19 protein-coding genes are annotated in these 22,165 nt (G+C 73.0%); 5 read left to right on the top strand and 14 right to left on the bottom strand.

Annotated features, from left to right (window positions below; all coding sequences use genetic code 11):
- Window positions 1–31 precede the first annotated feature (31 nt).
- The 11 genes from narI to ETD96_RS10810 all read right to left on the bottom strand — a co-directional run bounded on the left by narI (window position 32) and on the right by ETD96_RS10810 (window position 13,838).
- A complete protein-coding gene (narI, locus tag ETD96_RS10860) occupies window positions 32–751 on the bottom strand; it encodes a respiratory nitrate reductase subunit gamma (protein ID WP_138636191.1) in 720 nt (239 codons plus the stop codon).
- Window positions 748–1,443, bottom strand: coding sequence for a nitrate reductase molybdenum cofactor assembly chaperone (gene narJ / locus ETD96_RS10855; RefSeq protein ID WP_138636190.1), 696 nt, complete (start codon window positions 1,441–1,443; stop codon window positions 748–750). Before narJ ends, narI begins: the two co-directional genes overlap by 4 nt.
- A complete protein-coding gene (gene narH, locus ETD96_RS10850) occupies window positions 1,440–3,137 on the bottom strand; it encodes a nitrate reductase subunit beta (protein WP_138636189.1) in 1,698 nt (565 codons plus the stop codon). Before narH ends, narJ begins: the two co-directional genes overlap by 4 nt.
- A complete protein-coding gene (locus tag ETD96_RS10845) occupies window positions 3,137–6,829 on the bottom strand; it encodes a nitrate reductase subunit alpha (RefSeq protein ID WP_138636188.1) in 3,693 nt (1,230 codons plus the stop codon). The genes narH and ETD96_RS10845 overlap by 1 nt, the downstream gene beginning before the upstream one ends.
- 85 nt (window positions 6,830–6,914) lie before the next feature.
- The gene (locus tag ETD96_RS10840; protein ID WP_338072546.1) at window positions 6,915–8,135 is read right to left on the bottom strand and encodes a nitrate/nitrite transporter; all 1,221 of its coding nucleotides are present in this window, start codon (window positions 8,133–8,135) and stop codon (window positions 6,915–6,917) included.
- Between the two features lie 283 nt (window positions 8,136–8,418).
- Window positions 8,419–8,967, bottom strand: coding sequence for a hypothetical protein (locus ETD96_RS10835; RefSeq protein WP_138636187.1), 549 nt, complete (start codon window positions 8,965–8,967; stop codon window positions 8,419–8,421).
- On the bottom strand, window positions 8,964–9,437 hold the full coding sequence (locus ETD96_RS10830) for a hypothetical protein (protein WP_138636186.1): 474 nt from the start codon (window positions 9,435–9,437) through the stop codon (window positions 8,964–8,966). Before ETD96_RS10830 ends, ETD96_RS10835 begins: the two co-directional genes overlap by 4 nt.
- A 68-nt stretch (window positions 9,438–9,505) precedes the next feature.
- Window positions 9,506–10,300: a hypothetical protein gene (locus ETD96_RS10825; protein WP_138636185.1), complete on the bottom strand. Its 795-nt coding sequence runs from the start codon at window positions 10,298–10,300 to the stop codon at window positions 9,506–9,508.
- A gap of 22 nt (window positions 10,301–10,322) precedes the next feature.
- Window positions 10,323–10,754, bottom strand: a complete 432-nt coding sequence (locus ETD96_RS10820) for a hypothetical protein (protein ID WP_138636184.1) — start codon at window positions 10,752–10,754, stop codon at window positions 10,323–10,325.
- Between the two features lie 29 nt (window positions 10,755–10,783).
- The gene (locus tag ETD96_RS10815; RefSeq protein WP_138636183.1) at window positions 10,784–12,328 is read right to left on the bottom strand and encodes a phenylacetate--CoA ligase family protein; all 1,545 of its coding nucleotides are present in this window, start codon (window positions 12,326–12,328) and stop codon (window positions 10,784–10,786) included.
- 16 nt (window positions 12,329–12,344) lie between these two features.
- Window positions 12,345–13,838: a pyridoxal phosphate-dependent decarboxylase family protein gene (locus ETD96_RS10810; RefSeq protein ID WP_138636182.1), complete on the bottom strand. Its 1,494-nt coding sequence runs from the start codon at window positions 13,836–13,838 to the stop codon at window positions 12,345–12,347.
- Between the two features lie 252 nt (window positions 13,839–14,090).
- Here ETD96_RS10810 and ETD96_RS10805 point away from each other — a divergent pair, with 252 nt between their 5' ends.
- The gene (locus ETD96_RS10805) at window positions 14,091–16,958 is read left to right on the top strand and encodes an FAD-binding and (Fe-S)-binding domain-containing protein (protein ID WP_138636181.1); all 2,868 of its coding nucleotides are present in this window, start codon (window positions 14,091–14,093) and stop codon (window positions 16,956–16,958) included.
- Here ETD96_RS10805 and ETD96_RS10800 read toward each other — a convergent pair.
- Window positions 16,932–17,687, bottom strand: coding sequence for an IclR family transcriptional regulator (locus ETD96_RS10800; protein WP_138636180.1), 756 nt, complete (start codon window positions 17,685–17,687; stop codon window positions 16,932–16,934). The genes ETD96_RS10805 and ETD96_RS10800 overlap by 27 nt on opposite strands.
- 107 nt (window positions 17,688–17,794) lie before the next feature.
- Here ETD96_RS10800 and ETD96_RS10795 point away from each other — a divergent pair, with 107 nt between their 5' ends.
- The 3 genes from ETD96_RS10795 to dmpG are packed head-to-tail and all read left to right on the top strand — an operon-like array spanning window position 17,795 to window position 20,522.
- Window positions 17,795–18,589, top strand: coding sequence for a 2-keto-4-pentenoate hydratase (locus tag ETD96_RS10795; RefSeq protein ID WP_138636179.1), 795 nt, complete (start codon window positions 17,795–17,797; stop codon window positions 18,587–18,589).
- Entirely contained in the window at window positions 18,586–19,482 is an 897-nt protein-coding gene (locus ETD96_RS10790; RefSeq protein ID WP_138636178.1) for an acetaldehyde dehydrogenase (acetylating), read from the top strand. The genes ETD96_RS10795 and ETD96_RS10790 overlap by 4 nt, the downstream gene beginning before the upstream one ends.
- Complete coding sequence (dmpG, locus tag ETD96_RS10785) at window positions 19,479–20,522, top strand: 4-hydroxy-2-oxovalerate aldolase (RefSeq protein WP_138636177.1); 1,044 nt, start codon at window positions 19,479–19,481, stop codon at window positions 20,520–20,522. The genes ETD96_RS10790 and dmpG overlap by 4 nt, the downstream gene beginning before the upstream one ends.
- Window positions 20,523–20,590: 68 nt before the next feature.
- On the opposite strand, the gene ETD96_RS10780 is transcribed toward dmpG, so the two are convergent.
- Window positions 20,591–20,959 carry an STAS domain-containing protein gene (locus ETD96_RS10780; RefSeq protein ID WP_138636176.1) on the bottom strand — a complete coding sequence of 123 codons (369 nt, stop codon included), beginning with the start codon at window positions 20,957–20,959 and terminating at the stop codon, window positions 20,591–20,593.
- A gap of 133 nt (window positions 20,960–21,092) precedes the next feature.
- Here ETD96_RS10780 and ETD96_RS10775 point away from each other — a divergent pair, with 133 nt between their 5' ends.
- The gene (locus tag ETD96_RS10775; RefSeq protein WP_205719208.1) at window positions 21,093–21,695 is read left to right on the top strand and encodes a TetR/AcrR family transcriptional regulator; all 603 of its coding nucleotides are present in this window, start codon (window positions 21,093–21,095) and stop codon (window positions 21,693–21,695) included.
- A 12-nt stretch (window positions 21,696–21,707) separates the two neighbouring features.
- Here the strand turns inward: ETD96_RS10775 and ETD96_RS10770 are convergent.
- Window positions 21,708–22,165, bottom strand: a 458-nt coding sequence (locus ETD96_RS10770; protein WP_138636175.1) for a universal stress protein, incomplete at its 5' end; no start/stop codon positions are given.

Here is a 22,165-nt window from a genome sequence, read left to right as displayed (position 1 = left end):
GCGTCATCGTTTCGGGAGCGGGAAGGGCCGCCTACTGGACCCGGTCCCAGCCGCGCCGCGTCTCGTGCATCCCCAGGTGCTCGTCACGGCTGCGGTAGACGACGTAGGGGCGCGTCACGTAGCCGATCGGGGCCGTGAGCATGTGCACCAGCCGCGTGAACGGCCAGATGCAGAACAGCACGAGCGCGCTCAGCGCGTGCAGCTGGAACAGGATCGGCACGCCCGTCATCAGGTCGGGGTCCGGCTGGAGGTAGAACACCGACCGGAACCACGGCGACACCGACTCGCGGTAGTTGTAGCCGCCGCCGATGACGTTCGCGGCGACCGTCGCGGCCAGCCCGAGCACGATGGTGCCGGCGAGCACCGCGTACATCATCTTGTCGTTGCGGGTCGTGGCGAGGAACACGGGCCCGACCGTCCGGCGCCGGTAGATCAGGATCGCGAGGCCCGCGAGGGTGCAGAACCCGGCGACCGTGCCGAGGACGACCGCGACCACGTGGTACATGTGCTCGGTGATGCCCACGGCTTCGGTCCAGCTGTCCGGGATGATCAGCCCGCCGACGTGGCCGAGCGCGACGACCAGGATGCCGAAGTGGAACAGCGGGCTGCCGATGCGCAGCAGGCGCCGCTCGTAGAGCTGGGACGAGCGGGTCGTCCAGCCGAACTTGTCGTAGCGGTACCGCCAGACGTGTCCGAGGACGAACACCGCGATGGCGACATAGGGCAGGACGACCCACAGCAGGGTGCTCATGAACGTGCTCCAACGGCGGGAACGACGGGATCGGGCAGGAGGACGGGGCCCACGGCGGCCGTCTCGATGCCGTAGGGCGCGAGGCCGACCGTCTCCTCCGGCGGGCCCTCGGCGATGAGCTTGGCCACGGCGTCCTCGATGCGGCCGGTGAGCGGCGGCAGCGTCGCCGACACCGCGTCCAGGACGGGCGCCCACGGCGACCCGGCCTCGGTGAGCGAGAGGCGCAGCAGCTCCAGGCCGGCGCGGTGCTCGACCAGCAGCCGCCGCCCCTCCGCGAGGTCGCCGGTCGCGGCGAACTCCAGCACGACGGCCAGGTGGTCGGGCAGCTCGGCGCCGTCCAGGTCGAGCCCGGCCGCCCGGTACGCCTGCTGGAACCGCAGCAGGGCCATCCCCCGCTTCCGGGTGTCGCCGCAGGCGTAGTACGTCAGGTACAGGCAGCACCGCTTGCGCTGGTCGAACGTGGTGACGTAGTCGGCGGCGAGCTTCTGGGGCGGTGTCGCGTCCAGATGGTCGCGGACGCGGCCGAGCGGCTCCGCGGCGGGCGCCGGCAGTGTCGCGACGGCGCGGCGCAGCAGCGGCCGCCGCGCCAGCAGCTCCTCGTCGGGGTAGCCGAGCAGCAGCGAGGCCGCCTGCCACGCGGTGGCCAGATCCTGGTCGCTGAACCCGGTGTTCTTCGAGGGCTTGCTCCTCATGGCTTCGGCTCCGTTCCGTCCGCGTCGTCCTTGCGCTCGGGGAACAGGCCGGAGGGCATGCCCTTGCCGTCCCAGTTGAGCAGGTTGACGCGCTTGTGCTTGTCGGCCGGGTCGACCGGGTTGTCGGAGGTCTGCCGGTCGCGCAGCATGTGGAAGTTCTCCACCGCGATCGGGTTCGGGCGCCCGGACGCCTCGCCGAACGGCCCCGAGCCGCCGCCGAGCCCGGCGCCGCCCATGCCGGGGCCGCCCTCGTAGTCCAGGCTGCACTCGGTGGCCAGCTCCTCCAGGCTGTGCGCCTGCTCGGCGTGCGCGGTCGGGATGACGTACCGCTCCTCGTACTTGGCGAGCGCCAGCAGCCGGTACATGTCGTACATCGACTCGCCGGTCATCCCGACGCCCGCGGGGATCGCGTCGTCGGCGTCGCGGCCGAGGTTGATGTCGCGCATGTAGGAGCGCATCGCCGCCAGCCGGCGCAGCACGCCGTCGACGACCGCGGTGTCCCCGGCGGTGAACAGCTCCGCCAGGTACTCGACGGGGATGCGCAGCGCGTCGATCGCCGCGAACAGGTTGCGGTCGTCCTCGGCGTCGTGCCCGGTGTCGCGGACGACGTCCACGACCGGCGACAGCGGCGGGATGTACCAGACCATCGGCATCGTCCGGTACTCCGGGTGCAGCGGCAGCGCCACCTTGTAGGTGTTGATGAGCGCGTACACCGGGGACCGCTGCGCGGCCTCGATCCAGTCCTGCGGGATGCCGTCCCGCTCGGCCGCCGCGATGACCTGCGGGTCGTGCGGGTCCAGGAACACGCCGCGCTGCGCCTCGTACAGGTCCTGGTCGTCGGTGGTGGACGCGGCCTCCAGCACCTTGTCGGCGTCGTAGAGCATCAGGCCGATGTAGCGGAGCCGCCCGACGCACGTCTCCGAGCACACGGTCGGGATGCCGACCTCGATGCGCGGGAAGCAGAACGTGCACTTCTCGGCCTTGCCGGTCCGGTGGTTGAAGTACATCTTCTTGTACGGGCAGCCGGACACGCACATCCGCCAGCCGCGGCACTTGTCCTGGTCGACGAGGACGATGCCGTCCTCGGTGCGCTTGTAGATCGCGCCGGACGGGCAGGACGCCGCGCAGGACGGGTTGAGGCAGTGCTCGCAGATCCGCGGCAGGTAGAACATGAAGGTCTTGTCGAACTCCATCTTCACCTTGTCGGAGATCTCCTTGAGCAGGACGTCCTTGTCGCCGTGCTCGATCGAGCCGCCGAGGTCGTCGTCCCAGTTCGCCGACCAGGAGACCTTCATGTCCTTGCCGGACAGCAGCGACTTCGGCCGGGCGACCGGCGTGTGCTCCTGCAGCGGCGCGTTGGTGAGGGTCTCGTAGTCGTAGGTCCAGGGCTCGTAGTAGTCGTCGATGCCCGGCAGCTTCGGGTTGGAGAAGATCGTCAGCAGCTTGCGCCACCGGCCGCCGCCCTTGAGCGCGAGCCGGCCGCGCCGGTTCAGCGTCCAGCCGCCGCGCCACTTCTCCTGGTCCTCGTAGCGGCGGGGGTAGCCCTGGCCGGGGCGGGTCTCGACGTTGTTGAACCAGACGTACTCGACGCCGCTGCGGTTCGTCCACGCCTGCTTGCACGTGACCGAGCAGGTATGGCATCCGATGCACTTGTCGAGGTTCATGACCATCGACATCTGGGCCATGACGCGCATCAGTACTGCACCTCCTGGGAGCGGCGGCGGATGACGGTGATCTCGTCGCGCTGGTTGCCGGTCGGCCCGAGGTAGTTGAACGCGAACGACAGCTGCGCGTACCCGCCGACGAGATGGCTCGGCTTGATCAGCAGCCGGGTCAGGGAGTTGTGGATGCCGCCGCGGCGGCCGGACGTCTCCGCGCGCGGGACGTCGATGAGCTTGTCCTGCGCGTGGTGCATGTAGACGGTGCCCTCGGGCATCCGGTGCGTGACGATCGCGCGGGCGACGACGACGCCGTTGCGGTTGACCGCCTCGATCCAGTCGTTGTCGCGAACGCCGATCTTGGCGGCGTCGATCCCGCTCATCCAGATCACCGGGCCGCCGCGCGACAGCGACAGCATGAACAGGTTGTCCTGGTACTCGGAGTGGATCGACCACTTGTTGTGCGGGGTGAGGTACCGGACGGTCAGGCCCAGCTCCCCCGTCTCCCCCAGTTCGGGCTCGCCGAACAGGGCGGACATGTTGAGCGGCGGCCGGAACACCGGCAGCTGCTCCCCGAGCTCGGCCATCCAGTCGTGGTCGAGGTAGAAGTGCTGGCGCCCGGTGAGGGTGTGCCAGGGCTTGAGCCGCTCGACGTTGATGGTGAACGGCGAGTACCGGCGCCCGCCGCTCTCCGACCCCGACCATTCCGGGGAGGTGATGACGGGGACGGGGCGGGCCTGGGTGTCGGCGAAGGTGATCTGCTTGCCCTCGTGCTCGGCGGCGAGGTCGGCGAGCCGGGTGCCGGTGCGGCGCTCCACGGTCTTGAAGCCCTGGGTGGCCAGGCGCCCGTTCGTCGTGCCGGAGAAGGCGAGGATCATCTCGCAGGCGTGCACGTCCTGCTTCAGCGAGGGCCGCCCGTCGGCGGGGCCGCCGCGCACGACGCCGTTCTTGTGCTTGAGGTACTCGACCTCGCGCCCGAGGTCGAACGTGACGCCCTTGGTGGTGGCGCCGAGCCGTTCGGCGAGCGGGCCGAGCGCGGTCATCTTCGCGGCGACGGCCGGGTAGTCGCGCTCGACGGTGACGAGCTTCGGCATCGTCACGCCGGGGACCGGCTCGCACTCGCCCTTCGCCCAGTCGAGGACGCGGCCGTGCGGGGTCGCCATCTCGTCGGGGGTGTCGTGCAGCAGCGGCACGGCGACGACGTCCTTGCGGACGCCGAGGTGCCCCTCGGCGAGCCGGCTGAAGGCGTTCGCGATGTCCTGGAAGGCCCGCCAGTCGCTGCGGGTCTGCCACGGCGGCCCGATCGCCGGGTTGAACGAGTGCACGAACGGGTGCATGTCGGTGGTGTTCAGGTCGTGCTTCTCGTACCAGGTCGCCGCGGGCAGCACGATGTCGGAGTAGACGGTGGTGCTGGTCATCCGGAAGTCCAGCGACAGCAGCAGGTCGAGCTTGCCGGCGGGGGCCTCGTCCCGCCACACGACCTCCTCCGGCCGGGCGTCCGGCGGCGCCTCCTGCGCGCGGACGGCGTCGGCGGCGCCGAGCAGGTGCCGCAGGAAGTACTCGTTGCCCTTGGCGGACGACCCGAGCAGGTTGGACCGCCACACCGTCAGGACGCGGGGGAAGTTCTCCGGCGCGTCGGGGTCCTGGCAGGCGAACTTGAGCCGGCCGGCCTTCAGCTCGTCCACGATGTGCTCGCCGGCCTGCTTGCCGGCGGCCTCCGCCTCGTCGGCGAGGACGAGGGGGTTGCGGTCGAAGGTGGGGTAGGACGGCATCCAGCCGAGCCGCGCCGCCTGCGCGATCACGTCGGCGGTGGACCGGCCCGCGAACGCGCCGCCGGCGGTCGCCGCCGACAGGGTGCCGGCGTCGAAGGGGTCGTAGCGGAACTGGTCGGTGTGCAGGTACCAGAACGCGGTGCCGATCATCTGCCGGGGCGGGCGGGACCAGTCGAGCCCGAACGCCAGCTGCGCCCACCCGGTGACCGGGCGGCACTTCTCCTGCCCGACGTAGTGCGCCCAGCCGCCGCCGTTCACGCCCTGCCCGCCGGTCAGCGTGGTCAGCGCGAGGAACGTCCGGTAGATGGTGTCGGAGTGGAACCAGTGGTTGGTGCCCGCGCCCATGATGATCATCGAGCGGCCGCGGGTCTCCTCGGCGTTGGCGGCGTACTCGCGGCCGATCCGCTCGGCGGCCTGGGCGGGGACGCCGGTGAAGGTCTCCTGCCACGCCGGGGTGCCCGGCTCAGACGCGTCGTCGTACCCCGTCGGCCAGGCGCCGGGCAGGCCGTCCCGGGCGACGCCGTACTGGGCGAGCAGCAGGTCGTACACGGTCGTGACCAGGTGGCCGCCGACGGTCCGGACGGGGACGCCGCGCCGCAGCGTGCCGGGGGCGCCGTCGATGCCGTCGAAGCGGGCCAGCTCGATCTCGACCGCCTCGCCGCCCGCCACCGACAGCAGCGGGTCGGCGTCGCCGAGGTCGAGGTTCCACCGGCCCTCGCCGGCCTCGCCGTACCGGAACCCGAGCGACCCGTTCGGGACGAGCGGGCGCCCGGTCGCCGCGTCGATGATCACGGTCTTGAACGCGGCGTGCTCCGACTCGGCCTCGGCGCCGGGCAGGTCGGCCGCGGTGAGGAACTTGCCGGGGACGTACTTCCCGTCGCGCTCTTCGAGCCGCACCAGGAACGGCAGGTCGCTGTAGCGCTTCACGTAGTCGGTGAAGTACGGGACCTGCCGGTCGACGAAGAACTCCTTGAGGATGACGTGGCCCATGGCCATCGCCAGGGCGCCGTCCGTGCCGGGCTGGGCGGCCAGCCACTCGTCGGCGAACTTGACGTTGTCGGCGTAGTCCGGGGACACGGCGACGACCTTCTGGCCCCGGTAGCGGGCCTCGGTCATCCAGTGCGCGTCCGGGGTGCGGGTCACGGGCAGGTTGGAGCCCCACATGATGAGGTACCCGGCGTCCCACCAGTCGCCCGACTCGGGGACGTCGGTCTGGTCGCCGAACACCTGCGGGGACGCCACCGGCAGGTCGGCGTACCAGTCGTAGAACGACAGCATCGTCCCGCCGAGCAGCGACACGAACCGGGCGCCGGACGCGTGCGACACCATCGACATCGCCGGGATCGGGGAGAACCCGGCGACGCGGTCGGGGCCGAACTCCTTGATGGTGTGCACGTGCGCGGCGGCGATCATCTCGGTCGCCTCGTCCCAGGTCGCCCGCACCAGGCCGCCGCGGCCGCGCGCGTCCTTGTAGGTGCGGGACTTCTCCGGGTCGGAGACGATCTCGCGCCACGCCGCCACCGGGTCGCCGGTGCGGGCCTTGGCCTCGCGGTACATCTCCAGCAGGACGCCGCGCACGTACGGGTAGCGCACCCGTGTGGGCGAGTAGGTGTACCAGCTGAAGGACGCGCCGCGGGGGCAGCCGCGCGGCTCGTACTCGGGGCGGTCCGGGCCGACCGACGGGTAGTCGGTCTGCTGCGCCTCCCAGGTGATGATGCCGTCCTTGACGTACACCTTCCAGGAGCATGATCCGGTGCAGTTCACGCCGTGGGTGGAGCGCACCACCTTGTCGTGCGACCAGCGGTCCCGGTAGAAGGAGTCGGCCTCCCGGCCGCCCTTCTTGGTCACCGTCCGCAGGTCGGGCGATACGCGCGCGCGGGTGAAGTACCTGCGGGTGCTCACCAGCGCGTCTTCCAGCGGACCGTCCATTCGGGGACGGCCGTCGGTGGAGCTCATCTCGGATCCCCTTCTTCGCATCAACCGGGGCAAATCGCCCTCGGAGTGCGCCGTCCCGCCGGGGCCCCGGCGGGACGGCGCGGTGTCAGCCGTCCGCGCGCGCCGCCACGGCGCGCCGGACGGTCGTGGCGGTGAACACCCCGGCCGCCCCCGCCACGAGCGCGAGCAGCAGCAGGCCGATCCGGTACTCCCCGAGGCTGCCCCAGAGCGCTCCCATCACCAGCGGGGGGACGAACCCGCCGAGCCCGCCGGCGGCGCCGACCACACCCGTGACCGCGCCGACCTTGTTCGCCGGGGCCAGCCGGGCGACCAGCGCGAACGTCGCGCCGCTCCCGGCGCCGAGCGCGGCGGCCATGGCCAGGAACGCGATGGTCCCGACCGGCATGAGCGCGGGCGCGAACGACTGCGCCACGGCGCCGGCCACGGTCACCGCGAGCGCCGCGGTCATCACGCGCACCGCGCCGATCCGGTCCGACAGCCAGCCGCCGACCGGCCGCATCACCACGGCCAGCAGCACGAAGCCCGCCATCCGGTTCGCGGCGTCCGCCTGCGACAGCCCGTACTCGGCCTTCAGGTAGGTGGGCAGGTACACCGAGAACGCGACGTAGCCGCCGAAGGCGACCGCGTACAGGGCCGACATCTGCCAGGTGACGCTCAGCCGGACCGTCGCCGCCAGCCGCTTCGCCAGCGGCTCGGTGGGGGCGGTGCGGCCGGGGGCCTCCCGCAGCACCAGCCACGCGACGACCGCGTACACCGCGAGCAGGACCGCCATCACCTCGAACGGGAACTCCATCCCGTACCTGTCGACCTCTTTGACGGTCGTCAGCGCGCTGATGGCGGTGCCGCCCATCCCCGCGCCGAAGATCCCGATCGCCAGCCCGCGCCGCTCCGGCGGGAACCACGCGTTCACGAACGGCACCCCGATCGCGAACGCCGTCCCGCCGATGCCGAGGAAGAAGCCGCCGACCAGCAGCGCCGGCAGCGACGAGTGCCCGGCCAGCCCGAGGTACAGCACGGGCACGATCGTGATCAGCGACACCGCGGGGAACATCACCCGCCCGCCGAACCGGTCGGTCAGCGCCCCCACCGGGATCCGCCCGAGCGACCCCACCACCACCGGCACCGCCACGAGCAGCGACTGCTCGAACGACGTCAGGTCCAGCGAGTCCTTGAACCTCGGGCCGAGCGGGCTGAGCAGGGCCCACGCCCAGAAGTTGACCGCGAACCCCAGTGTGGCCATCGCCAGCATGACCATGGGCCGCCCGGCCCCCGGCGGCCCGGGCTTGCTCTCGTCTCGCTCGGCCACCCCACGCACCGCTTCCATCGCTCCCCGCCAGGTTCCCGTGATCGTTCCCGGACCCCCGGCGGGTAACCATGATCGGTACCCGCCGGGTCCGATCTCACCCTCGCGGAGAGCGGCGGCGCGCTGAAGGGACCTTCGTCCCGCCGACGGTCCCGTCAGGCCGACGGTCCCGTCAGGCCGACGGTCCCGTCAGGCCGACGGTCCCGTCAGGACGCGCCCGGCGACGACGGCGCGCCGACCGGGCCGGTGCGGCGGGCCCGGTCGGCGCGGTGGGCGCGACCCTGTGTCAGACCTCCAGGACCCGCAGCGCCGCGTGGCGCTTGGGGCTCAGGTAGACCTTCTGCTTGGAGCCGTCCTGCTCCAGTTCGAGCACGAACCGGTAGTGGTACAGGCCAGGCCGCGCGGTGCTCTGGACGGCCCCCGCCCAGTAGTAATAGACGGGCGTGTACGGCGACCGCATGAGGTCGGGCGCCCCGTAGATCTTCAGCTCGGTGGTGATGCGGCGCTCGGCGACGTCCTCCTCGTCGCCCTTCTCCGTGTCCAGGAACACCAGGTTGCTGATCTTCGGCATCGGGGGCCAGGTGCCGTCCGGCCGCTTCTCCATCTCCACCGGCCGGATGATCCAGTTGATGACCTGCCCCTGCTTGCAGATCGTCTCCAGGTGGTCGGTGCCCTGCCCGGTGCCGCCGAGGCTGTTGTCCATCATGAACAGGGCGCCGTCGAGCGAGCCGGTCGAGGTCGCGCGCTCCATGTTCACCAGCGTCACGATGTTGAGCTGGACCGAGTTCAGCTGGCCGCGCTCGTCCGAGCGCTCGGCGCTCCGCGGGGTGCTCATGACCGCTCCTTCACCGCGCCGGGCCGGCCGGCGGCGGGGGCCGGGCCGGCCAGCGCCGGCGTCGACAGGGCGAACGGCTCGGTGAGGGTGCCGAGCCGGAACTTCAGCCGGTAGGCCACCGGCTCGGTGACGGCCTTCTTCACCGTGCCGGTCCAGTAGACGATGTCGGTGCCCGGGAACACCCTGCGCTCGGGCTCGCAGACCCTCGCGTCGATCACGATGTCGTCGAGGGAGGCGTAGGTCTCGCACTCCAGCACGACGACGTTCCAGATGAGCCGGTCGCCGGCCCGCACCGTCGTGCGCAGCCGCTCGGTGCCGAAGCCGGTCGACCCGGCGGACTTGTTGGTGTCGTACAGGTAGACGTTGTGGTCCAGCGAGCCGGACGCGATGATCGCGACCGGGTCCACCACGGCGACGATCGTGACGGGACGCGCGGGCTTGGCGTCGGCGGGTCTTGTCCTCGGGGGCATGGGGCTCCTCCGTTTTCGGGTGCAGTGCGCGGTGCGCGGGCCGCGGGCCGGGGGCAGCGGCCCGCGGGCTACGACGGCGGGACGGCCGGCATGGGCAGGTGGCCGAGCCCCGCCCCGGTGAACGCGTTGCGCTTCGGCTCGGTCGTGACCCGGATGGCCGACCGCCAGGTCATGTCGACCGACTCCCAGACGGGCTCCCCGTTGCGGTACACCAGCTCGTGGAGCTGGATGTGCATCGTGTAGGAGTAGGTCCCCGGGCGGGCCGTGTCGACCGTCGCCGACCAGTACCAGCCGTCGGACACCATGTCCGGGGAGCCGTACTGCGCCGGGTAGATGATCTTCTCGTCCACCGCCTCGCCGGTGAGGTCGGTGATGATCGGCGGGGGGTAGTTGTAGGCGGCGTCCTCGCCGGTGACGGCGTTGCCGGTCACGTCGAGGACCTTGGCGCTGGCCAGGCCGCGGCTGCCGCGCGGCCGGCGGGCGTGCGTGCCGACCCGGCGGCGCAGGTGCTCCAGGTCGGCGGTGGTGTCGACGGACGGGTCCGGGGCCCGGTCGGCGACGGCGCCGATCTCCGCCAGCGCCTCCCGGTCGATGGCCTCCGCCCGGTCGGCGTGGTAGCTGCGCGGCACGGTCGGCGGGATGGAGCCGAGGCTGGCGAGCGCCCAGTTCAGCACCTGCTCGGTGCCCTGCGACCCGTCGCTCCAGTACGTGCCGGGGATCGCGGTGACGAGGTCCTCGGTCCCGTCGCCGGTGGAGCCGAGGAACTTCATGTTGTCGAAGAGGTAGATGTTGCCCTTGAGGTTCCGGTCCTGGAGCGCGCCGGCGATGTCGACCATCACGATGATGGCTTGCTGCTGTGCCATGGGTCCGCCTTCGGGTCGGGGGTCACGCGCACATGAGCGCGGCGGTCTCGAGGCCCAGCACGCTGTTCCGGCCCTCGTGCATCTGGAGTTCGAGCCGGTACCCGTAGCGCGCGCCGGGCACGAGGTGGGCGGGGACGATCCCGGACCAGACCAGGACGTCCGGGGTCTTGGTCTCGGCCTCCCCCGCCTGCCCGCCGCCTCCGGCGGGCGGCGGGCCGGGGGCGCCGAGGAACGAGATGCTCCGGATCTCGACCGGTGTCTGCACGTCCACGGCGACCGCGCTCCACTGGACGACCTGGCCCGGTGCGACGACGGTGCACAGGTCCGTGGTGCCCTGCCCGGCGCTGTCGAACTGCCCGTCGTCGATCAGCGAGAGGTTCCCGTTGTGGAGGGTCCCGTCCGACAGCGCTCCGACGACGTCCACGAGGACGACGATGTTGACGTTCGGTTTCATTTCTCCGCTCCTGTCCTGACCATTGCCCGTCACCCCCGGTCGCGTACGAGGGGGACCTTGCCGACGGCCGTCCGCTCTATCTCGGGGGACGACCGGTGCACGAAGGAGACCCGGAACCCGTATCCGGACCGCTCCACCGCCGCCCGGGTGGCCTCCCGGTCGTTGAACAGCGACAGCGACCGGGGCATCGCACCGGTGAACAGCCGCTGGAGACCGGCGTGGCCGAGCGCCGAGCCGACCTCGCGGCCGAGCCCGTCGGGGTCGTCGACCGCCGCGAGCAGCGTGATCGTCCTGGCCTCGCGGTGGTTGACGAACTGGATCTCGTGCGCGGCCTCGTCCAGGTCGATGCCGGTGGCCGTGCACAGGTCGTCGCGCAGGGCCTCGTAGGCCAGCGCGGCCGAGTACTGGCTGTCGTTGAGGTGCAGCACGTCGCCGGTGCGGCCGGCGAACTCGAACCGGCGGGTCTTCAGCCCGGGGCCGTCCAGGGACGGGCGGCGGATCATCCGGTCGCCGAGCTTGAGCCGCAGCAGCGGCGCCTCGTGCGCGTGCAGCCGGGTGACGACGAGCTCGCCCTCCTCGCCCTCGGCGACCGCGCGGCCCGCCTCGTCCACGATCTCGACCAGGTGCAGGCCCGGCACCGCCGCCAGGCAGGGCGAGTCGTCGCGGAGCTGGAGGCCGATGGTCTCGGCCTGGGTCGCGGCGAAGTAGCTGAGGATCGCGACGTTCGGGTACAGCGCGCGCAGCTCGGCCCGCTTGCGGTGCGGCAGGACGCCGCTGCCGTAGAGGGCGACGCGGAAGTTCTCCCGCGCCTCGCGGCCGAGCCCGGCGCCGAGGTCGGCGAGGACGGCGACGCCCGCGGAGATGCCCATCATCGCCTTCGGCCCCGGGTAGGAGAACATGTGCTCCAGGACGGGCCCGGTGACGGGGCCGGCGCCGATGTAGTTGACGCCCGGCACCTGCTGGAGCACGCCGCCGACCATCGTGCCGCTGCTCCACATCTGGTAGTCGGCGAGGTTGGTGAACAGCCATTTCGGGTCGCCGCCGCGCAGGTGGCCGCGGAGCTGGTAGGTGCCCATGAACGCGCCGGCGACCCGGTAGGTGTCGCGCAGCTCCCGCAGCGAGTAGACGATCTCCAGCGGGAGCCCGTCGCTGGTGCCGCCGCTGGCGACGACCTCGAAGCCGCCGCGGCTGAGCGGCACGACGACGCCGGGCCGCGCGCCCATCACCATGTCGCGCTGGACGGCCTTGTCCGACAGCGGGATCTGCTCCCACTCGGCGTAGGTGGCGGGCGGGCCGGTGATCCCGGCGGCGCTGAGCCGCTCCTTCCACAGCGGGTTGAGCAGCACCGTGTTGACCATCTGCTGCAGGCGGCGCAGGACGAGGGCGTCCTGCACCTCGTGGGGCGTCTCGCTGTACGGGACGCCGCACAGCCGCTCGCACGCCCGCATCTTGCCCGCGAACGACGGCAGGTCGGGGACGGTGTCGACCGACCACGGCTCCATCTCCTCGTCGGGGATCAGCCGGGCGGCGAGCTCGGCGGCGTCGGCCGCCCGGTCCAGTCGCACAACGCTCATCGCGCACTCCTGTTCGTCACGGGTTCCCGTCGCGGAGCACCCGCTCGCCGGTGTCCCTGATCTCGGCGAGCAGCATCCGGACGTGCTCGGTGCCGGCCTGGTGGTTCATCATCACGACGCGCAGCGCGGCGGTGCCCCGCACGTCGACCTTGGAGATGAAGAAGCGCCCCGATCGCCGGACCCGGTCGCGGATCTGCAGTTGGAGGCGGTGCACCCGGCCGGCGGGGACGCCCGGCGGGCGGTAGCGGAAGCAGAGGATGTTCGCCTCCGGCAGATGCAGCGTCTCGAAATCGGGTTCGCTCCGCAGAATGCCGTGCGCGTCCCGGGTGAGCCGGCACAGGTATTCGATCTTCTCGGCGAACAGCGCGCGGCCGTAGACGGCCCATAGCGTCCACAACGGCATGATCATCGGCCGTTTCGTGCATTCGAAGTTCTTGTCGCCGCTGTCGAATTCGCAGAATGGATCGGGTTCCTCGTCGAATACGTAGCTGGCGCGCTGCCGGAACGCGCCGAGTGCGGCCTGGGCGTTCCGGTAGAAGAGCAGGGTGCAGGGCGCGGGGACGAACATCATCTTGTGCGCGTCCCAGGTCAGCGAGTCGGCCTTCTCGATGCCCCGCAGCCGGTGCCGCAGCCGGTCCGACACCAGCAGGCTGGCGCCGTGCGCGCCGTCGACGTGCAGCCAGATGCCGCGCTCGGCGGCGACGGCGGCGAGCCGGTCGACCGGGTCGAACGCGCCGAGCGCCGTGGTGCCGGCGGAGGCCACCAGGCAGAACACCGCGAGGCCCCGCCGCTCGGCCGCGGCGAGCACGGCCGGCACCCGCTCGGCGATGATCTGCCCGCGCCGGTTCACCGGCAGCCGGACCAGCCGCGCCTCCCCGACGCCGAGCACGCCGGCGGCCCGGGTCACGCTGTAGTGGACGTCCTCGCTGACGGCGATCGCCGGGGCCGGGCCGCCGCCGTGCCGGCCGCGCGCCCAGATGCCGGGGAAGGCGCGGTTGCGGGCGGCCAGCAGCGCGGTGAGGTTGGCCAGCGAGCCGCCCGAGGTGGTGACCATCGCGAAGCGGCCCGGCTCCCAGCCGATGAACCGGTTGAGCTCGTCGGCCATGATGCGCTCGGCCGTGAGCGGGAGCTGCCCCGCCTCGTAGAAGGAGGACGGCTGGCCGACGACGGCGCTGACGAAGTCGATCACGCCGGCCAGCGGGACGGCCCCGGAGAACTGGCGGCCCATGTAGCCGGGCGAGTGGACCTGGATGCCGGTCCGGACGTAGAGGTCGATGATGCCGGCCAGGCGCTTCTCGTCGAACGCGGCGACGCCCTCGTGCCCGGTCGCCATCAGCGACCGCGCGGCCCGCGCCAGCACCGCCGGGTCGGTGAGGTCCAGGCCGCGGACCGACAGGTCCGCCAGATAGGTCTCCAGCCGCCCGGCGGCCAGTTCGGAATTCCTGCGGAAAAGATGCGGATCGAATGCGGCGGCCAGCGATTCCCCGGCCGGCTGCCGCGGTCGCGGCACGGGTGGATGACATTTCCCTGGCGAGTCCGCCACTGCGCGTTCCCCCGATTTTCATGACCGTTTATGTATTGGCCCTGACAGCGTTGAGTCTAGGCAGGCCCGCGAGCGGTCAACAAGGGCAGTCATTCCTAACCGGAGCGCCACCGGCGACATTTGTCGATCATTTATTGATCCGCGATGCCGTCCACCCTGTCGGCATTTATGTGGACGAAAGGCGCATCGCGGCGGGCGGCACGGCGCGGCGCGGGCCCGATGTCCTACCGTGGGGGCGTGACCGAGCATCCCGAGCAGGGCGAACTGGCGGCGGCGCTGCGCGCGGCCGGGGTCGGCGGCGTGGACGACTCCGCGCTCGCGCGGGCCATGTACTCCTCCGACGCCTCGCTCTACCGGGTGCCGCCCGCGGTCGTCGTGACGCCCCGGGAGACCGCGGAGCTGCCCGCGGTGCTGGAGGTGTGCCGCCGGCTCGGGGTGCCGCTGACGATGCGCGGCGCCGGCACGTCCATCGCGGGCAACGCGGTCGGGCCGGGCGTCGTCGTGGACGCGAGCCGCCACCTGAACCGGGTGCTGGAGATCGACTCCGAGGCGGGGACGGCGCTGGTCGAGCCCGGGATCGTGCAGGCGCGGCTGCATGCGCTGGCGGCCGGGCACGGGCTGCGGTTCGGGCCCGATCCGTCCACCCGGACGCGGGCGACGCTGGGCGGCATGATCGGCAACAACGCGTGCGGGTCGCGGGCGCTCGGCTACGGCCGGACGAGCGACAACGTCCTCGGCCTCGACGTGGTGGCCGGCTCCGGCGAGCGGCTCCGGCTCGGCGACGTCCCCGGCGGCCCGGCCGGGAGCCCCCTCCTGGAGGGCCTCCGCGGGCTGGTGGGCGAGAACCTGGCGCTGATCCGCACGGAGTTCGGCCGGTTCGGGCGGCAGGTGTCGGGCTACTCGCTGGAGCACCTGCTGCCGGAGCGGGGCTTCGACGTCGCGCGGGCGCTGGCCGGGAGCGAGGGGACGCTCGCGCTGACCCTGGCCGCGCGGCTGCGGATGGTGTGCGAGCCCGCCTGCCGGGTGCTGGTCGTGCTCGGCTACGGGTCGATGGCGGAGGCCGCCGACGCCGTCCCGGCGATCCTGCCGCACGGGCCGGTGGCCTGCGAGGGGCTCGACTCGCGGATCACGGGCGTGGTGCGGGAGCGGCGGGGCGCCGCCGCGGTGCCGCCGCTGCCGGACGGGTCCGGGTGGCTGCTGGTGGAGCTGGCCGGGGCCGAGATCGGGGCGCTGCGCGGCACCGCCCGCAAGGTCGTCGGCGACTCCGGCTGCCGCGGCTCCATGGTCGTGGAGGACATGGCGCTCGCGGACGCGCTGTGGCGGATCCGCGAGGACGGGTCCGGGCTCGTCGCGCGGACGCCGGACGGCGAGCAGGCCCACGCCGGCTGGGAGGACGCGGCCGTCCCGCCCGAGCGGCTCGGCGCCTACCTGCGGGAGTTCGAGGCGCTGCTGGCGGAGTACCGGCTGTTCGGCGTCCCGTACGGGCACTTCGGCGACGGCTGCGTCCACGTGCGGATCGACTTCCCGTTCGGCCGGGCGAAGGGCGCGCGGGTCTTCCGTGACTTCCTGAACGAGGCGGCCGCGCTGGCGGCGCGGCACGGCGGCACCATGTCGGGCGAGCACGGCGACGGCCGCGCCCGCAGCGAGCTGCTGCCGCACATGTACTCGCCGGAGGCGCTGGCGCTGTGCTCCGCCGTCAAGGACGTGTTCGACCCCGGGGACGTGCTGAACCCGGGGGTGATCGTCCGCCCGGCGCCGGTGGACGACGATCTGCGCGCGGTGCAGCTCGTCCCGCTGAACCGCGGGCTCGGTCTCGCCTACCGGGACGACCGCGGCGACCTGTCGCGCGCCGTGCACCGGTGTACCGGCGTCGGCAAGTGCCGCGCCGACAACACGGCGGCGGGCGGCGTGATGTGCCCGTCCTACCTCGCGACCCGCGAGGAGAAGGACTCCACGCGCGGGCGGGCGCGCGTCCTGCAGGAGGTCGTCAGCGGCAAGCTGGGCCCGGACGGCTGGAAGTCCGACGCGCTGCACGACGTCCTCGACCTGTGCCTGTCCTGCAAGGGGTGCGCGTCCGACTGCCCGACCGGGGTCGACATGGCGTCCTACAAGGCGGAGGCGCTGCACCGGCGGTACCGGAGGAAGCTCCGGCCCCGCTCCCACTACGCGCTCGGCTGGCTCCCGCGCTGGACGCGCCTCGCGGCGAAGGCGCCCGCGTCGGTCAGGGCGGTGAACGCGGTGATGCGGTCGCGCGCCCTGAGGCCGCTGCTCGCGTGGGGCGCCGGGATCGACCGGCGGCGCTCGCTGCCCGAGTTCGCCCCGGTGACGTTCCGGCGCTGGTTCGCCTCACACCGCAGCCCCGAGGGGCGGCACGGCGACGTCGTGCTTTTCGTGGACACCTTCACCGACGCGTTCTCCCCCGAGGTCGGCAAGGCGACGGTGAAGGTGCTGGAGCACGCCGGCTACCGGGTGATCGTGACCGAGCGCCCGGTGTGCTGCGGCATCACGTGGATCTCCACCGGCCAGCTCGACGGGGCGCGCGCGCAGGCCAGGCAGACCGTCCGCGCGCTGCTCCCCCACGTGCGGCGCGGGGCGAGGGTCGTCGGGATGGAGCCGTCCTGCACGGGCGTGCTGCGCTCGGACGCGGCGGAGCTGCTGCGCGGCGTGGACGCCGCCGCCGCGCGCGAGGTGGCCGCCGCGACCCGCACCCTCGCCGAGCTGCTCGCCGAGACCCCCGGCTGGACGCCGCCCGACCTGTCCGGCGTGGCGGGCGTCGCGCAGCCGCACTGCCACCACCACGCCGTCATGGGCTGGACGGCCGACGCGGCCCTGCTGGCGGAGGCGGGCGCGGACGTCGGCAGGGTCGGCGGCTGCTGCGGCCTCGCCGGGAACTTCGGCGTCGAGAAGGGCCACCACGACGTCTCGGTGGCGGTCGCCGAGACGTCGCTCCTCCCGGCCGTCCGGAAGGCGGGCGAGGGCGAGGTCGTCCTCGCCGACGGGTTCAGCTGCCGCACCCAGCTCGCCGACCTGGCGGGCCGCGACGGCGAGCACCTGGCCCAGCTACTGGCCCGCCACCTTCCCCGCTGACAGGGTGCGGGAGAGGGTGAGCGCGGCGGTGTGGACGGCCGGGGCCACCGCGGCGAGGCGCATCTTCGTCGCCCAGCCCGACACCGACAGCGCGCCGAGCGCCTGGCCGTCGGCGCCGAGGACGGGGCTGGCCGCGCACACGATCCCGGCGCCGGACTCCTCCCGGTCGTAGGCGACGCCCTCGCGGCGGATCCGCGTCAGCTCCTTGGCCAGCAGCCCCGGCGCGGTGACGCTGCGCCCGCTCCGCTTGGCCAGCCCGGCGTCCAGCACGGCCTGCACCGCCTCCGGCGGGGAGAACGCCAGGATCGCCTTGCCGACCCCGGTGACGTGCGCGGGCAGCCGCCCGCCGACCTGGGACGGCAGCCGCGGCCCGCCGGACGAGCCGAGGATCTCCACGTAGACGACCTCGGCCCCCTCCAGCACCGCGAGGTGGACGGTCTGCCGGGTCGCCTCCCGCAGGTCCGACATGTAGGGGGCGGCGGCGTCCCGCAGCACCCGCTGGCGCGGCACCCGCTGCCCGATCTCGAACAGCTTCAGCCCGAGCCGCACCCGCGTGCCGTCGCGCTCCAGCAGGCCCGCCTCGGCGAGGTCGAGCGCGATCCGGTGCGCGGTGGACTTGGGCAGGCCGCTGCGGCGGGCCAGCTCGGCGGCGCCGAGGCCGTCGTCGTCGGCCCGGAACGCGGTCAGCACGGCGACGGCGCGGCGCAGGAACGTGTCGTCGGGCGGCATGCCCGCCACTGTAGAAGATGTGTCCCACCACGCGGGACGCGCGGATTGCCCGCCGCGACCGGGACGGGGGAGGCTCGGCCTCGGCAGACAACGAAAGGACGGCCCCAATGGACCCGGGTTCCGTGGAGAAGGCCGCGGCGGCGCTACTGGACGCGTACGCCACCGGCACTCCCATCTCGCCGCTGACGAAGGACCATCCGGAGATGTCGGTGGCCGACGCCTACGCGGTCCAGCTCGCCCAGGTCGAGGCGTGGACCGCCGCCGGGGCGCGGATCAAGGGGCACAAGGTCGGGCTGACCTCGGCCGCGATGCAGCGCCAGATGGGCGTCGACCAGCCGGACTTCGGCGTCCTGCTGGACACGATGTTCCTGCAGGAGAGCGCCCCGATCGACGCCGGCCGGTTCCTGCAGCCCCGGATCGAGCCGGAGATCGCGTTCGTGCTCGGCCGCCCGCTCGCCGGGCCCGGCGCGACCGCGGCGGACGCCGTCGCCGCCGTCGAGTACGTGCTGCCGGCGCTGGAGGTCATCGACTCCCGCATCGCGGACTGGAAGATCACCCTGCCGGACACGATCGCCGACAACGCCTCCAGCGGCGGCGTGGTGCTCGGCACCCGCCCGGTCCGGCTGGACGACCTGGACCTGTCGCTGATGGGCTGCCTGCTGCGCCGCGACGGCGACCTGATCGACACCGGCGCCGGCGGCGCGGTGCTGGGCTCGCCGATCAACGCGCTGGTGTGGCTGGCGAACGTGCTCGGCGAGCGCGGCGTGTCCCTGGAGGCGGGGCACGTGGTGCTGCCCGGCTCGATCACCGCGGCCGTGCCGGTGGCGCCCGGCGAGACCCTGACGGCGACGTTCGCCGGGATCGGTTCCGTGACCGCCCGGTTCGGAAAGGAGGAGGCATGAGCAAGCTGACGGCGGCCATCGTCGGGCCGGGCAACATCGGCACCGACCTGCTGGTCAAGCTGATGCGCAGCGAGCTGATCGACGTCCACTCGATGATCGGGGTGGTGCCGGAGTCGGACGGGCTGGAGCGCGCCCGCAAGCTCGGCGTGCCGGCCTCGGCGGAGGGCGTGGACTGGCTGCTGAAGCAGCCGACGCTGCCCGACCTCGTGTTCGAGGCGACGTCGGCGAAGGCGCATCTGGCGAACGCGCCCCGCTACGAGGAGGCGGGGATCACGGCGATCGACCTGACGCCCGCCGCGACGGGCCCGCTCGTGTGCCCGCCGGTGAACCTGGACACGCTGTCGGACGCCCCGAACCTCAACATGATCACCTGCGGCGGGCAGGCGACGATCCCGATCGTGCACGCGGTGTCGTCGGTCGTCCCGGTCCCGTACGCGGAGATCGTCGCGTCCATCGCGTCGCGTTCGGCCGGGCCCGGCACGCGCGCGAACATCGACGAGTTCACCCAGACCACGGCCCGCGCGATCGAGAAGGTCGGCGGCGCCGGGCGGGGCAAGGCGATCATCATCCTGAACCCGGTGGACCCGCCGATGATCATGCGGGACACGGTGTTCTGCGCGATCCCGTCGGACGCCGACACCAAGGCGATCCAGGACTCGATCGAGAAGATGGTGGCCGAGGTCGCGGTGTACGTGCCCGGCTACACGCTGCGCGCCGAGCCGCAGTTCGACGAGCCCCGCGACATCTGGAACGGGATGGCCCGCGTCGCGGTGTTCCTGGAGGTCCGCGGGAACGGCGACTACCTGCCGCCGTGGGCCGGCAACCTCGACATCATGACCGCGGCCGCGGCCCGGGTGGGCGAGCAGATCGCGCGTAGGAAGGTGGCATCATGAGCGCCGCGCAGGAGACCCCGGCGAAGATCCGGATCACCGACTCGACGCTGCGGGACGGCAGCCACGCGATGGCGCACCGCTTCACCGAGGAGCAGGTCCGCGGGGTCGTGCACGCGCTGGACGCGGCCGGCGTGGAGGTCATCGAGGTCACGCACGGCGACGGCCTCGGCGGCTCGTCGTTCAACTACGGCTTCTCGCTGGAGGACGACGTCAAGCTCGTCGCCGCCGCGGTGGACGAGGCGACCCGCGCGAAGATCGCGGTGCTGATGCTGCCGGGCGTCGGCACGGTCGAGGACCTGAAGCTGGCGCACGACGCGGGCGCGTCCGTCGCCCGCATCGCGACGCACTGCACCGAGGCGGACGTCTCGCTGCAGCACTTCGCCGCCGCCCGCGGCCTCGGCATGGAGACCGTCGGGTTCCTGATGATGTCGCACCGGGTGCGGCCGGACGTGCTGGCGCAGCAGGCCCGGATCATGGTGGACGGCGGCGCGCAGTGCGTGTACGTCGTCGACTCGGCGGGCGCGCTCGTGCTCGGCGAGGCGCAGGAGCGGATCAGCGCGGTCGTCAAGGAGATCGGGCACGAGGCGCAGGTCGGCTTCCACGGCCACCAGAACCTGTCGCTGGGCGTCGCGAACTCGGTGCTGGCGCAGCAGAACGGCGCGCTGCAGATCGACGGGGCGCTGTGCGCGCTCGGCGCGGGGGCGGGCAACTCCCCCACCGAGGTGCTGGTGCCGACGTTCGAGCGGCTCGGCGTCCCGACGGGCGTGGACGTGCAGGGCGTGATGGCCGCCGCGGACGACGTGGTGAAGCCGTTCCTGCACCGGCTGCCGTTCGCCGACCGGGGCGCGATCACGCAGGGGTACGCGGGCGTGTACTCCAGCTTCCTGCTGCACGCCGAGCGGGCCGGGAAGCGGTACGAGGTCCCGGTGCACGAGATCCTGCAGAAGGTCGGCGAGGCCGGCTACGTCGGCGGCCAGGAGGACATGATCATCGACGTGGCGCTCCAGCTGCGCGCGGAGCGCGAGCGCGCGGAGTCCTGACCGTACGGGCGCGGGGGCGCGGTGGCCGGTCGAAACGGCCGCCGCGCCCTTCCGCGTCGCGGTAGGGGTCAGCCGTGCCGGTCGCGGAGCTCGTCGATGGCGTCGTGGACGGTGGGGCGCGTCTCCAGGGCGGCCCGCGCGCGGTGGGCCGCGCAGGCGTCGGGGTAGTGCGCGGCGATGAGGAGGCCGCCGGCCCGGCGGATGCGGCCCGCGCCGTCGACGAGCGCGTCGACGCCGACGGAGTCGCAGCCGACGACGCCCTGCAGGTCCATGGCGACGAGGACGCCGCCCTCCAGCCGCCCGATGCGGTCGAGCCAGCGGCTCAGCCGGGGCACGTTGTCGGTGACGAGGTGGCCGCCCAGCCGCAGCACGATGCAGCGGCGCTCGACGGTGATGTCGATGGACAGCGGCCGGACGGGGGCGGTGTATCCGGTCACGTCCTGCCTCCGAGCGACCACGGCGCCTCGTCCTGGGGGGGCTCATCCTTGCACAGTGCAAGGAAGCCGGGGAAGGGCGTTCCCGCCGGTGATGATCTTTGCACGGTGCAAGGGTTGGGATAGCTTGGGCGGCATGACCCACGAGGACCCTTCCGGCGCGGGGGAAGCGTCGACTCCTCGCGGGCGGGCGCGCAGGGACCAGCTGGTGGGGATCGGCCTCGACCTGCTCGCCGAGGGCGGCTGGCCGGCGGTGACGGCGCGCGCCGTGACCGACCGCGCGCGGACCCGGCCGGGGCTGCTGCACCACTACTTCAACGGGCTGCCGGGCCTGCACATCGCGGTGGCGCAGCGCGCCAGCGAGATGATCATCGATCCGGTGGTGGACGCGCTGATCGCCGCGCCCGACACCCCGGCGGCGCTGCGCACGCTGCGCGATCTCGTGCCGCGCATGGCGGCCGGCGAGCGCAACCTGCGGCTCGCGGCCGAGCTGCTGGTCAGGGCGCTGCGCGATCCGCGGATGGGCGCCGAGCGGCGGGACTGGTCGCGCACCGTCCGGGCCCGGATCGCGGCGCGGCTGGCGCACCTGTGCCCGGACTGGCCGGCCGAGCGGCACGAGGGCACCGCGATGCTGTTCACCGCCATGCTGGACGGCCTGCTGCTCCAGCTGATCCTCGACCCCGACCTGCCGACGGGCCCGGCGCTGCACGCCACCGAGGCCCTGGTCACCGACCCCTGACGGGCGCGCCGGCTAGGCGTGCCGGGCGGGGACGCGGGGGCCGGGGCCGTGCGCGCGCGTCTCGGCCGCCCGCCCGGCCGGGACGATCGCGAGGGTCCGGCTGTCGCGGCGCAGCATGCCGGTGGCGATCGCGCCGAGGCCGGGGCCGGCGCTCCGCTCCCCGAGCACCACGAGGCCGGCGCCGTCCGCGGCCGCCCGCAGGGCGTCGAGGGGGCGTTCCAGCAGCGGCGACGCCTCGACGCGCAGCTCCGGGTAGCGGCGGCGCACCGGCTCCACGACCTCCGCCAGCTCGGCCGCGCGGGTCCTCGCGAGCAGCTCGCGGTCGTGGAACAGGGGGAGTTCGGACTCGGCGACGGCGCCGGGCTCCCAGCAGCCGTAGACGACGTGCAGGTCCCAGCCGCGCAGCGCCGCCTCCTCGGCGGCGAAGCCGAGGGCGGCGCGGCAGCCCGCCGACCCGTCGGTGCCGACGA

The sequence above is a fragment of the Actinomadura geliboluensis genome, assembly GCF_005889745.1.
In the GTDB taxonomy this organism is placed as follows: domain Bacteria; phylum Actinomycetota; class Actinomycetes; order Streptosporangiales; family Streptosporangiaceae; genus Spirillospora; species Spirillospora geliboluensis.
This window is presented reverse-complemented; position numbering and strand designations above follow the sequence as displayed.